The 13,039-nt window shown below is 62.1% G+C and carries 11 protein-coding genes; 3 read left to right on the plus strand and 8 right to left on the minus strand.

Annotated elements, in window-relative coordinates; all coding sequences use genetic code 11:
* Window positions 1–15 precede the first annotated feature (15 nt).
* The 6 genes from ACJ8HB_RS01250 to ebgR form a co-directional block, all read right to left on the minus strand.
* Window positions 16–345, minus strand: coding sequence for an SRPBCC family protein (locus tag ACJ8HB_RS01250; RefSeq protein WP_033646406.1), 330 nt, complete (start codon window positions 343–345; stop codon window positions 16–18).
* A complete protein-coding gene (locus ACJ8HB_RS01255) occupies window positions 342–656 on the minus strand; it encodes an ArsR/SmtB family transcription factor (RefSeq protein ID WP_047567994.1) in 315 nt (104 codons plus the stop codon). Before ACJ8HB_RS01255 ends, ACJ8HB_RS01250 begins: the two co-directional genes overlap by 4 nt.
* Before the next feature lie 102 nt (window positions 657–758).
* Window positions 759–2,261, minus strand: coding sequence for an amino acid permease (locus ACJ8HB_RS01260; RefSeq protein WP_047567997.1), 1,503 nt, complete (start codon window positions 2,259–2,261; stop codon window positions 759–761).
* 58 nt (window positions 2,262–2,319) lie between these two features.
* Window positions 2,320–2,772 carry a beta-galactosidase subunit beta gene (locus ACJ8HB_RS01265; RefSeq protein WP_033653842.1) on the minus strand — a complete coding sequence of 151 codons (453 nt, stop codon included), beginning with the start codon at window positions 2,770–2,772 and terminating at the stop codon, window positions 2,320–2,322.
* Window positions 2,769–5,858: a beta-galactosidase subunit alpha gene (gene ebgA / locus ACJ8HB_RS01270; protein WP_047567999.1), complete on the minus strand. Its 3,090-nt coding sequence runs from the start codon at window positions 5,856–5,858 to the stop codon at window positions 2,769–2,771. The genes ACJ8HB_RS01265 and ebgA overlap by 4 nt, the downstream gene beginning before the upstream one ends.
* 165 nt (window positions 5,859–6,023) lie before the next feature.
* Entirely contained in the window at window positions 6,024–7,004 is a 981-nt protein-coding gene (gene ebgR, locus ACJ8HB_RS01275) for a transcriptional regulator EbgR (RefSeq protein WP_047568001.1), read from the minus strand.
* Between the two features lie 337 nt (window positions 7,005–7,341).
* Between ebgR and ygjJ the strand changes: the two genes are divergently transcribed.
* Together ygjJ and ygjK are read left to right on the plus strand one after the other, a co-directional pair.
* Window positions 7,342–8,412 carry a protein YgjJ gene (gene ygjJ, locus ACJ8HB_RS01280; protein WP_047568003.1) on the plus strand — a complete coding sequence of 357 codons (1,071 nt, stop codon included), beginning with the start codon at window positions 7,342–7,344 and terminating at the stop codon, window positions 8,410–8,412.
* A gap of 17 nt (window positions 8,413–8,429) precedes the next feature.
* Window positions 8,430–10,811, plus strand: a complete 2,382-nt coding sequence (gene ygjK / locus ACJ8HB_RS01285) for an alpha-glucosidase (protein WP_094859791.1) — start codon at window positions 8,430–8,432, stop codon at window positions 10,809–10,811.
* Window positions 10,812–10,854: 43 nt separating this feature from the next.
* On the opposite strand, the gene ACJ8HB_RS01290 is transcribed toward ygjK, so the two are convergent.
* Together ACJ8HB_RS01290 and ACJ8HB_RS01295 are read right to left on the minus strand one after the other, a co-directional pair.
* Window positions 10,855–11,280: a universal stress protein gene (locus ACJ8HB_RS01290; RefSeq protein WP_033638134.1), complete on the minus strand. Its 426-nt coding sequence runs from the start codon at window positions 11,278–11,280 to the stop codon at window positions 10,855–10,857.
* A gap of 147 nt (window positions 11,281–11,427) precedes the next feature.
* Complete coding sequence (locus tag ACJ8HB_RS01295) at window positions 11,428–11,946, minus strand: hypothetical protein (RefSeq protein WP_033638133.1); 519 nt, start codon at window positions 11,944–11,946, stop codon at window positions 11,428–11,430.
* A gap of 236 nt (window positions 11,947–12,182) precedes the next feature.
* Here ACJ8HB_RS01295 and metQ point away from each other — a divergent pair, with 236 nt between their 5' ends.
* Window positions 12,183–12,998: a methionine ABC transporter substrate-binding lipoprotein MetQ gene (metQ, locus tag ACJ8HB_RS01300; protein WP_033638132.1), complete on the plus strand. Its 816-nt coding sequence runs from the start codon at window positions 12,183–12,185 to the stop codon at window positions 12,996–12,998.
* The last annotated feature ends 41 nt before the right edge of the window (window positions 12,999–13,039 follow it).

Raw genomic sequence — 13,039 nt, forward strand, 5'->3', positions numbered from 1 at the left:
AATGAATTTAACGCGTCAGGCGGCGAGCATCATCGTCACCGAACCGTCATTGGCGGCGTCGAGCTGGTGGATAATCCGCAGCAGGCTGCCGCCAGCGGCGTCCGGCACTATCTGCAGCGTCACCACGCTTTCAAGGAACGGCGGCCGGTCGTCACGCAGACGGTAGCTCACCGCTTCGCCCGGCGTGGCGGCCAGCGGTTCGGCCTGCGCCAAATCCCCCGGAGGCAGCCACTGCTCGCGCAGCTCGGGAATGCTGAGCGCTCGCCACACTTTTTCCGGCGGCGCATCGAGCGAATACTCCAATATCAGCCGATCGCGCGGCGGCTGCTCAGCCTGTTTGTTCATTGATCCATATCCTTCAGCAAGGTTTGCAACGCGTCGATGCGCGCCGGCCACCAGGCGCGGTACTTCGCCAGCCAATCGGCGATCTGCGCCAGCCCTTCCGGGTCGACCTGGTAATTGACGAAGCGCCCCTGCTTCGTCTCGCGCACCAGCCCGGCATTGCGCAGCACCGCCAGGTGTTGCGACATCGCGGACTGGCTGATGGGCAGCCCTTCGCGCAGCGCGCTGGCGTTCATGCTGCCGACGGCGAGCTTGTCGAAGATGGTGCGGCGAGTCGGATCGGCCAGCGCCTTGAAGATGTCATTTACGTTCATACAAATACATTAGTATTCACTTATGTATTATGCAAGCGCCAGGGCAGGATTTTTGCGCAAAGCGAGACTCCGCGCCGGGGCACGGAGCCGATAGAGGAGAAATTACAGCGGTTTATTGCAAACGGGCGTGGTCAGCGCGGATTGCCCGGCCTGCGCCCCTTCCTGCGCTTCGAGCGCGAGGCGCGCCAAAGGCATGTCTTCATGGTAGCGCGCCTCGGCGCTCAGGCTTTTCGCGTAGCGGTTGTACTTCCACCAGGCGTAGCCGAGGAACACCACCAGCCCGCCGACGTTATAGAACACGATGGTCATGATGCTGGCGCCGGTCGGGAACGTCGAGGCGAAGAAGCCGACGGTGAAGATGGCGATCAGCACGCTGACGATGGCGATGCCCTGCAGGCGCGAGCCCATTTTGAAATCGCGCGCCACCCGGTCGTACTTCAGGCGCAGATTCAGATAGGCCAGCATGATGAACAGCGGCGGTAGCATCGAGGCGGCGGCGGTCATGTTGATCAGCGTGTTCATCAAATCCTGCACGCTGCTGGAACCCAACGTCGGGATCAGCATCAGCGGGATGACGATGAAGAACTGGATCCAGGCGGCGCGCGTCGGCACGCCATGCCGATTCAGACGAATGGTTTTCTCGCCGAAAATGCCCTTCGGGATCTCGGTGAAGAAAATCTTCACCGGCGCCGCCGTCCACATCAGCAGCGAGCCGAACATGGCGGTGAAGGAGACGATGCCGACAAAGCGGTTCATCAGCACCGTCGGCAGGCCGAAGTGCGCCGACAGGCCTTCGAACACCTGCACCGTGCCGCCGGTGAAATGCAGGTCAGCGCGGTGGACGAACACGTTGATCAGCAGCGAAGACACCGAATACAGCACGCCGATGAACAGCCCGGAAACGATGATCACCTTCACGAAGGCGCGGCTACCGCCTTTCACATCGTTCACGTACACCGCCACGGACTCCGCCCCACCCGCCGCCTGGAAGATCCAGGCGGTAATGCCGAGGAACGCCCAGTTGAAGTTCGGCGTCATCGCCTGCACGTTGATCGGGTCGGCCGGTTCGATGCCGCCCAGCACCGCCGCGCCCGCCAGAACGATGTAGGAAAACGTCAGCAGCAGCATCAGCGACGAGGTCACCGAGGTCATCGGCCCCAGCAGTTTTGCGCCGCTGTTGGAAATGCAGGTCGAGAAGGCGAACAGGAAGATGCTGATGATCGCCGTGGTCAGCGGGGTAAACACGTAGTCATAGCCCAGGAACGCGTAAGAAGCGTAGGCGATGACGCGCGGCAGCAGCGCGGTGAAGAAGAACAGGTTCACGAACCAATAGGTGTAGGCGGTGATAAACGCCCAGCGCCCGCCGAGCGCGCTTTTCACCCAGGCATAAACGCCGGCCTCGGAGTTGCGGTTGAGCGAGACGAACTCGGCGATGATCAGGCAAAAGGGAATGAAGTAAATGATGGTCGCCACCAGAAACACCGGCGACGAGGCGACCCCGAGCTGAATATTGTTGTTAATCACGTTGTTGAAACTGAACACTGCCGCAAACGTCATCGACAGCAGGCCAAACTTGCCGATGGTGTTTCTGTTCGACGCAGCCATAGAGATTCTCCGAATGGTGTAGGGGACTTCGGTTTGTTGTTATCGATCGACGAGTGCGCTATTTGTTAACAAAATAGCTGTCTTCCACCGTCACTTTTAAAATGACTTTTTTTACCTTGCCGCTTTCTGTGAAGCGGTGAGCCTGGTGGTTTTCGAAGATCGCCACGTTGCCTTTGCCGACCCGGCGCTTCTCGCCTTCGCCGCTGAAAAACTCGCGGTCGGTTTCGTCCTGATAGGGCGCCACCGTCGTCAGCGCCCGCTTGTCGGCCACCTCGACGGTCTCTTCCCCCTCGAGGTAATAGTGCACGTCGAAGTAGCGGCGGTTGCCCTCCAGCCAACCGTGCTGGCGGCCGGCACCGACGCTCAGCCGATACGTCAGCGAGTCGCCGATCGAATGGCACACGTTCGGGCTGATGCGATCGACATTGGCGATCGCCTCCATGCAGCGCAGCCACTTCTTGCCGCTGTGATAGATGCGCTGAAACTCCGCCAGGGATTCGAGAATGATCATGCGTTTTCCTCCGCAGACTGCGGGTGGTGGTGAGCGGGCGCGAAGTCATAACCGGCGAGCGCGGCGCCCTGCGTTTGCCGCCCGTCGAACGGCACCAGCGTGAAGCCGTAGCTGAACGGCGCCAGATAGACCCGGTGGGTATCCAGCACTTCGGAGCCCCAGGAGTTGGAGCCGAGGCCGAGGATCTGGTCGTCCAGGTTCAGCGTCAGGCAGTCGCTAGGCTCCAGCTCGTTGATGTGCTGGGCCTGGTGCAGCATCTCGGCGCTGTAGGGCCACAGGCTGAAGTTGATCGGCCGCCGCGGCTGGATGAAGATCCCCTTGCCCGCCGCGTCCTGCAAACTCAGCCAGCGCACGTCCTGCCGATTGCCGTTGTCCTGCGGGAACGGATAGTGTTCGAACAGCGCGTCGGCGCGCTGCCGGTAGTGGCCGATCAGGTTGGCCCGGCAGCTGTCACGGTAGTTCTCGCCCGGCCCGCGGCCGTAGTATTCAACCTGCTCGAAGCGGCGGCTGATGCCGAAATCGAGGCCGATTTTCGGGATAATCTGGCGGAAATCGCCGTAAGGCTCACCGGCCAGATCCAGGCTGACGTAGCCCTGCGGGGAGATGCGCCAGCGGTAGGTGCAGCGCATGCCAAAGTCGAACACCGGCGGCGCGATCAGGCTATGTACCTCGATCAGCAGATCCTCGCCCTGCCATTGCCGAGTGAGGCGGCGGAAGTGCTGCTGCATGATGGGGAAGTGATGCGGCAGCCAAATCCCCTCATATTCCTGTTTATGGTTATCGATCACCGGTTTGAAGAAGGTGATGCGCGGCGCGCGCCCCACCACTTCTTCATCGTCTACCCGCCACGACAGCAGTTCGCCGCTCAGCAGCGAGAACGCCAGCTGGAACCGGCCGCCGCTGACGATCAGCCGATGATTTTCCTCGCGGCATTGCAGCGCCGGCGCATCGGCCGGTGGTGGAGCCGGTCGCCGCGTCGCCGCCCGGCGCAGATGCTGATAATGTCCCAGCCGCTGGCCGCTCTCGCTGTAGCGGGTTGCGCTGTCCTTATGCACCGCCACGTCGATCAGCGTTTCCCCCTGCCCCAGCGCCAACACCGGCAGGTGCATGTCTTCGCTCTCGCCCGGCTGCAGGTGCGGCAGCTTGAATTCGTAACTCGCTACCAGGCGGCCGTCGGTCTTGACGCTGACCTTCAGCGTGATGTCCGCCAGCGAGCTGAACCAATAGCGGTTTTTCACCCGCAGCACGTCGCCTGCGCCTTCCTCCGCCGTCACCTCCACCGGGCACAGCACCTGCTGGTATTCACGCAGGCCGGGGCCGGGGCGCTGGTCCGGGTAGATCAGGCCGTCCATGCAGAAGTTGTAGTTGTTCGGGTAGTCGCCGTAATCGCCGCCGTACTGGTAGCGCTCGCGCCCCTGTTCGTCGTGGCTCAGCAGACCGTGATCGCACCACTCCCAGATGTAGTGCCCCTGCAAACTGGCGTGGCGGTTAAACACCGACTGGTATTCGAACAGCCCGCCGGGGCCGTTGCCCATCGCGTGGGCGTATTCGCACAGGATGCGCGGTTTGGGGTGCGGGTATTCGCCGAAGGCGTTCATCATCGCCACGCGGGAATACATGGTGCTGATCACGTCGGTCACTTCGGCGTCGCGATCTTCTTCATAGTGGATCAGACGGGTCGGATCGAGCGCCTTGCAGCGCCGGGCCATGGCGCGAATGTTGCAGCCGTAGCCGGACTCGTTGCCCAGCGACCAGATAATGATCGACGGGTGATTTTTCTGCGCCGCCACGTGGCGTTCGATGCGCTCGACGTAGGCCTGCTCCCAGCGCGGATCGTCGGTGATGCGGCTCAGATCGCCGACGTTGGCGAAGCCGTGGCTCTCCAGATCGGTCTCCGCCATCACGAACAGGCCATAGAGATCGCACAGCTCGTAAAAGCGCGGATCGTTGGGGTAATGGGCGGTGCGCACCGAGTTGATGTTGTGCTGTTTCATCAGCACGATGTCGCGCTCCACCCGCGCCATATCGACGGCGCGCCCTTTGCGGTGATCGTGATCGTGGCGATTGACGCCGTGCAGCTTGAGGTAGCGCCCGTTGACGTACATCAGCCCGTCGCGCACCGCGATCTCGCGGAACCCCACCCGCTGCGGCACCACGCCCAGCAGGTTGCCGGCGCCGTCATACAGGCTGAGCAACAGCTGATACAGATAGGGATTTTCCGCATTCCACTGCTGCGGGCGGCTGACCGGCAATTCGAAACGGCAGCTTAGCGCCCGCTCAATGCGCAGATCGTCGCGCCACTGCTCCGCCACGCAGCGATCGCCGTCGAACAGCTGCGCCTGCAGGCGGCAGCCCTCGGCGGCCTGCACACCGAGATGGCGCAGCTCGGCATCGATCGCCAACTGCGCGTCGCAATAGCGCTCATCGAAGGTGGTGACCAGCGTCAGATCGTGAAGGTGGGTAGCGCTCTGGCCGATCAGATAGACGTCGCGGAAAATGCCGGCCATCCACCACATGTCCTGATCTTCGATGTAGGTGGAGTCGGCCCACTGCATCACCCGCACCGACAGCAGATTCTCGCCCTGCCGCACATAGGGGCTGATGTCGAACTCGGCGCACAGCCGGCTGCCCTTGCTGAAGCCGACATAGTCGCCGTTGACGTACACCTCGAAGTAGGTTTCCACGCCGTCGAATTTGATCAGCACTTGCTGATCCTGCCAGCCGGCGTCGAGCGTAAAGTGGCGTTGATAGGCGCCGGTGGGGTTATTGGTCGGCACGTAAGGCACGTCGATCGGGAACGGGAAGCCCTCATCGGTGTACTGCAGGTGGCCGTGCCCTTCCAGCTGCCACATGCCCGGCACCGCCATATCGCCCCAGTCGTTCATCGGCTCCCGGTAAAACGCCGCGGGCACCTGCGCCGGGTGCTCGAAGAAGCGAAAACGCCAGCGGCCGCTCAGCAGTTGGAAACGCCGGCTGGCGTTGCGATCGAAGCTCAGCGCCTGCCCGGCGTCCGCGTAGCTGAAGAAGCTCGCGCGCGGCGCCAACCGGTGCTCCGACTGTTTTTCAATGTTTTCCCAATTATTCACGTCACGTCTCCCGACACCTGTGCAATGCGGAAACGATAGTAAATATTTAGTAAAAACTACAGTTGATATTTACCAAATGACGACAGGATCACAATAAATCTCAAAGGCCTTTTTTTATCATGACGTTAATTTTGAGCGCCAACGCCCCCGCCGAGGCGGGGCCGGTCAGGCGACGGTGGTGTCGCGCAGCTGCAGCGAGCTGGGAACGAAGATCGACAGCGGGACGGCGCGCTCATCGCGCAGCCGCTCCGTCAGCAGGTTGACGGCCTGTGCGCCCATGGTTTCCGAAGGGATGCGCACCGTGGACAAGGCGGGGAAAATAAAGCGGGCGGTGGGAATATCGTTGACGCTGATCAGCGCGATCTGCCCCGGCACCTGAATGCCGTGTTCGTGCAGCGCGCGCAGCACGCCGATCGCGATCGAATCGGTCGCCACCAGCAGCGCCGGCGGATAGCCATTCTGGCTCTGCAACATCGCTTTCGCACACTGGTAGCCCGACTGGCTGCTGAAATCGCCGTGGTAAATGTCCTGCGCTCGCACCACGTTTTGCTGCCGGCCATACTCGACGAACGCCTGCTCGCGCTGGTCGATGCCGGCCGGATGGTCGCGCCCGCCGATAAAGCCGATGCGCTGATAGCCGCGGCCGATGAAGTAGTCGATCACCTTACGGCTGATCTTGTACAGGTTGACATTGACGCAGTCGAACCGCTCATCCTCCACCACGCCGTCGATGAACACCACCGGCGTTTCCTGCTGCCTGAGCTGCTCATACAACGCGGGCTGTGGCCGGCCGATCACCAGCAGGCCGTCGGCCGCCGGCAGCGCCTTGTCGCCGTTGAAGTCGTAACCGGCGCTCAGCGCCACGCCCAGCTTTTCGCACTGCGTCTCGATGCCGTAGCGCATCGCCAGGTAATAGGGATCGTTGATCTCCACGCCCTGCGTATAGGTGAACAGCGCGGCGAAATGCAGGCGTTGCCCGCTTTGCCGTTTGGAAGGCGCGATCTTGTATTCGAGGCGTTCCGCCGCTTCCAGGATCTTCTGGCGGGTTTGCGCCTTCACGCTCAGGGTGGGGTCGTCATTCAACACGCGCGAAACGGTGGCGACGGACACATTAGCGGCTTCAGCAATTTCCTTCAGTGTGGCCATAGAGTCCCAATGCACAGACGAAAAACGGTAGCTTAATCGGATAGCGATGCGGCGTACAGCGCCACTCGCGACCTCTCCTTCCCAGACCGGGCCAGAGCACGCTCATGCCAGCCGTTGCCGGGCGTCTGCAGCGAAAGATACCCATTTCGCCCGCTGTGATCAAGTTAACGATTTACTGATTAAAGCATATTTTTTACTAAAAATTTTACTAATATACCTGCCGTTTACCGCCCCGTGAAGGCGGACTTTTTCTCTTCTCCCAGGGAGCCGGGAGCGACCTCGCGTGAGCCGCCGCTCGGCTGACGTTCCGATCCATCCAACATCAGGCCTATGCCCCATGAAACCACTAAGCCATCACGCCCTGTTGCCCTTGCTGCTGCTCGTTAACGCGCCCGCCTGGGCGGCGCAGGAACCGGTGACCCCGGCGGAGCGCAATCAGCTCCCACCGCCGCCGCTACCCGATAGCGCCGCGACCGCCCTGCGTTTTTACGGCGAGCTCGGCATCGGCGGCAGCGTCTATTTGAACGGCGAACATCAACATAAATACAGCGACGGCACCTATATCGAAGGCGGCCTGGAGATCAAACGGGGCCACTGGTTCGGCCTGATTTACGGCGAAGGCTGGACCGTGCAGGCGGACAGCCAGGGCCACGCCTGGACGCCGGGCCACGGTTGGGGCGGCTTCGAGGGCGGGTTGAACCGCTTTTACGGCGGTTACCGCACCGACGACGGCACCGAGATGATGCTCAGCGTGCGCAACGACTCGTCGCTCGACGACCTGCAATGGTGGGGCGACTTCACGCCGGAATACGGCTACGTGATCCCCAACACCCGCGATCTCAGCTACGCCGCCAAGCTGCAAAACCTGACCGGGCGCTTTCGCTACAGCGTGACGGCGGCGCCGGAAAGCCGCATCGACGAGAGCAAGGCGCTGCTGCACTTCGGCAAATACGATCGCTATTCCGACAAGTACACCTATCGGGCGATGATCAACGGCTACACCCAGTACGACCTGCAGGACAATCTGACGCTGCTGAACGGCCTGGAAGTGACCGACGGCCTGGGGCAGCTGTTTTTGCTGGGGCTGCGCGGCCAACACCTGGCCGGCCGCGTCTGGCACCACACCGGCAAAGGCGACAGCGGCGGCCATCCCGGCAGCGAATCGGGCCTGATGCTCAGCGCGATGACGGAAACCGCCAAAGGGCTGTATCTCTCCACCGCCTACAGCTACGCCCGCCACCGGTTTGATAATGCGGCGGATACCGCCACCTCATACGCCCAGTTCGGCGTCTGGTATGAATACGCCGGCGGCAAGCTGGCCACCGCGCTGGACAGCAAATTCTTCATGCGCAACGACAGCACCGGCGCCAGCAACTCGGTGTTCCTGATGCAATATTTCTATTGGTAACCGTTGAGGCTCCTACGATGAACATGACTCCCCTGACCCCGCTGGCCACTGCCCTCACCCTCGCGCTGACGCTGACGCTGACGGGCTGCGCGCCGAAAACGCCCGACGCCGACGCCCCGTTGGCCGAGCGCTATAAAAACGTCATCGACCGCCGCGGCGCGCCGCACTTTATGCTCGATTATGATTTCGACGATCACCAGCGCTTCAATCCGTTCTTCGATCTCGGCGCCTGGCACGGCCACCTGTTGCCGAGCGGGCCGGAGGGCATGGGCGGTTTCCCCGGCCCGGCGCTACTGACCGAAGAGTACATCAACTTTATGGCCAACAATTTCGATCGGCTCAGCGTCTATCGAGACGGTAAGCCGGTGCATTTCACCATGACGGCCTACAGCCTGCCCGGTGCCCTGGTGCAGCGGCTCAGCGCGCCGGGCGTGACCGTCAACCTGACGCTGCGCTTCGCTGGCGCGCGCACCTCGCTGCTGGAAACCCAAATCCTGACCGACACGCCGCTGGAGCTGGTGTGGGACGGTGAATTGCTGGAGCGCTACGCGGCCAAAGAGCAGAAGCCGCAACCGCCGGCGACCCTCGCGCAGGCATTTCCTGACTACACGCGCCGCATTGTGCCAACGGCTGACGGCCTGCGCGTCACCTTCGGCAAAGTGCGCGCGCCGTCGCAGCTGATGACCTCCGGCCAGTCCGAGTATCAGATCCACAAATCGCTGCCGCAGCGCACCACGGTCGACGGCCATCGCTTCCGCGCCACGGCGCGCATCGCCGGCTCCACCACCCTGTACACCACCTACTCGCACCTGCTTACCGCCGAAGAAGCGCGGCGCGAACAACGCGCCATCGCCGACATCCTCGCTCACCCGCAGCGCTATATGGCCGCGTCGGCCCAGCGTTGGGAACGCTATCTCGCCACAGGGCTCAGCAACCCGCACGCCACGGCGGAACAAACCCGCGTGGCGGTCAAAGCGATGGAAACGCTCAACGGCAACTGGCGCGGCGCCGCCGGGGCGATGAAGTTCGACTCGGTCACCCCCTCGGTGACCGGACGCTGGTTCTCCGGCAACCAGACCTGGCCGTGGGACACCTGGAAACAGGCTTACGCCATGGCGCACTTCAACCCGGACGTGGCCAAGGACAACATCCGCGCGGTGTTCGCCTTCCAGATCCGGCCGGGCGATGCCCTGCGCCCGTGGGACGCCGGTTTCCTGCCCGACCTTATCGCCTACAACCCCAGCCCGGAGCGCGGCGGCGACGGCGGTAACTGGAACGAGCGCAACACCAAGCCGAGCCTGGCGGCCTGGGCGGTGATGGAGGTGTATCGCGTCACCGGCGATAAGGGCTGGCTGGCGGAGATGTACCCGAAGCTGGTGGCCTACCATGACTGGTGGCTGCGCAACCGTGACCACAACGGCAACGGCGTACCGGAGTACGGCGCCACCCGCGACAAAGCGCACAATACCCCCGGCGGACGCATGTTGTTCACCGTCAAGCGCGGGCAGCGCGAGCAAACGCTGGCCGGCCTCGACAATTACGATCGCATCGTGCGCGAGGAGCAGTACGACAGCATCGAGATCCCGGCGCAGACCGCCGCCTCCTGGGAGTCGGGCCGCGACGACGCGGCGGTATTCGGCTTTATCGACCCGGATCAATTGGCGCGCTACCTGGCGCAGGGCGGCAAACGCGAAGACTGGCAGGTGAAATTCGCCGAAAACCGCGCGCCGGACGGCACGCTGCTCGGCTACTCGCTGCTGCAGGAGTCGGTGGATCAGGCCAGCTACATGTACAGCGACAACCGCTATCTGGCGGAGATGGCCGATATTCTCGGCCACGGCGCCGAGGCCGCTGCCTTCCGCGCCAAAGCCGACCGGCTGGCGGCCTACATCAACACCTGCATGTTCGACAAGCACAGCGGTTTCTTCTATGACATCCGCATCGAAAGCCGGCCGTTGGCCAACGGCTGCGCCGGCAAACCGATCGTCGAACGCGGCAAAGGGCCGGAAGGCTGGTCGCCGCTGTTCAACGGCGCCGCCAGCCAACCGCACGCCGATGCGGTGGTCAGGGTGATGAAGGATCCGCGCGAGTTCAATACCTACGTGCCGCTCGGTACCGCGGCGCTGACCAATCCGGCGTTCGGCGCGGACATCTACTGGCGCGGCCGCGTGTGGGTCGATCAGTTGTATTTCGGCCTCAAGGGCATGGAACGCTACGGCTATCGCGACGATGCGGTGGCGATGGCGCAGGCTTTCTTCCGCCACGCCGACGGCCTGGTCGCCGACGGGCCGATCCGCGAGAACTACAACCCGCTCACCGGCAAGCAACAGGGCGCGCCGAACTTCTCCTGGAGCGCGGCGCACCTGTACATGCTGTATAACGACTTCTTCACGCAATAAGCCGCAGCGGCCACCGCCATCGTTGCCCGGCGGTGGCCCGCGTTTATGAGCGGATCGGGATCACCAGCACGTCGATATTCAGCTGGTTGATGGCGTTGCGGGTGGAAGAAAACAGGTTGCTCCACAAATCGTGGTGGTGGCCGAACACCAGCAGATCGATATTCTTGTCCACCACTGCCGTGCGCAGTTCGTCAACAAAGCCGCCGCGCCCGATAATCACTTCCGCGATCGGATAATTGACGTTTTGCGTGGTGGGTTCCAGCTCTTTGCGGATCTTCTCTTCGAACGACGCGCCCTCATAGCTGTGCTCCGAAAAGCCGATCGCCGCATGGTAAGTGTCGTAGTGAACGTCCACATAGATCAGCGAGAGTTTGGCCTTCAGCGCCTCCGCTAACAGCGCCCCCTTTTCGACCAATCGTTTGCCGTCATCGCTCAGATCGGTGGCGATGACAATATGGTGGTAACACATAGCGCCTCCTGTCATGGACTCGGTAGAGCCGAGGCTCCGATATCACGTCAGAGTCATATCGTTATGGTTAATTTTAGTTCAGAAACGGCGCGCGCGGCGGGAGAGATAGCGGCGGGAAGGCCCCGTTGCCGGGGCGGAAGGGAGAGATTACTTTTCGCGCTGCGCCTCAAACCAGACGTTGCACAGCGACAGGATCAGCGTGTTGGCGTCTTTCACCAGCACGTTATCGCCGGGCACCCCATCGGTGCCCTGATCGGTGATGCCTTTGATGACGGTATCCGCGTGCTGAATGGCCACGCGCTCGACCGACGGCGTGCTGATGCCCAGCATCGGGAAATCGATGTAGGAACTGCTGCCGGAATTGTCCTCGACGAACTCCTGCGCTTCTACGGTGCTGACGGTGGCGCCTTCGCTTTTCAGCGCCGTGCCGTTCCAGCTGAATGCATCCGCCTTATAGCTGATTTTACCGCCGATCAGGCTCTGCGCCTGCTGTTGATCCCAGCAGCCGGTGGTCTGCGTCGGCACAATTTTACTGACGCGCCAGTTGCCCAGCAGCTGTTTGGGGATCGGCCCGGTATCGCTCTCCGCCGCCCGAACCTGAGTCGCCGAGACGCAGGCCAACACCACCAGCGGCAGCAGCGCCTTGCTCCAAGTGTTCAATCGCATTGTTTTTTCCTTCGTTTCAGTACCCAGTCTGCCCTCGCGGGCCAACGGCTATCATAATAAGCCCGCCGATTCGCCGTCAAAACAATCCGCACCGCGCCAGGCGGCGGCCGCTCATAGCTAATCGCTATGAGTCATAGTGAATCAGTATTTTGTTTTATCCCAGCGATTACCTACAGTCACTGCCACTATTCTGCCAGCCAAAATTAGCAGGCAATGTTGACAAGGACCCTGGGAAAATGACATTTACGCTGAAAAACCTCACCCTGGCGCTGGCCGCCGCCGGCACGCTGCTGCTGACCGCCTGTGGCCCGACGGCACAGGACGATCACCACATCAAGGTCGGCATCAGCGCCGGCATCGATCAGTCGCTGTGGGCGGTGGTGCAAAAGGTCGCCAAGCAGAAATACGATCTGGACGTGGAGGTGGTGACCTTCAACGACTACGTGCTGCCAAACGAAGCGCTGAATAACGGCGATCTGGACGTCAACGCCTTCCAGCACAAGCCGTATCTCGACAAGCAGATGCAGGAACGCGGCTACAAGCTGGCCGCGGTGGGCAACACCTTCGTCTACCCGATCGCCGGCTATTCGAAGAAGATAACCGCACTCAGCCAGCTGCCGGACGGCGCGCAGGTGGCGGTGCCGAACGATCCGACCAATCTGGGCCGCTCGCTGCTGCTGTTGCAAAAACAGGGGCTGATCACCCTGAAAGACGGCGTCGGCCTGCTGCCGACCGCGCTGGACATCGTCGGCAACCCGAAAAAGCTGAAGATCGTCGAGATTGAAGCGCCGCAGCTGCCGCGCGCGCTGGACGATCAGAAAGTGACGCTGGCGATCATCAACACCAACTATTCCAGCCAGATCGGCCTGTCGCCGGCCAAGGACGGGCTGTTTGTCGAAGACAAAAACTCGCCGTACGTCAACATTTTCGCCAGCCGCATCGACAACAAAGACAGCGAGAAAGTGAAGGATCTGGTCAAGGCCTATCAGACCGATGAAGTGGCAGCCAGCGCCGCCGATATCTACAAGGGCGACGCCGTCAAAGGCTGGTAACCCTCCCCCGCATGCCCGTGGCGCCCGCCACGGGTTTTTCA

It is taken from the genome of Serratia sp. CY27727 (assembly GCF_052169275.1).
Classification (GTDB): Bacteria; Pseudomonadota; Gammaproteobacteria; order Enterobacterales; family Enterobacteriaceae; genus Serratia; species Serratia sarumanii.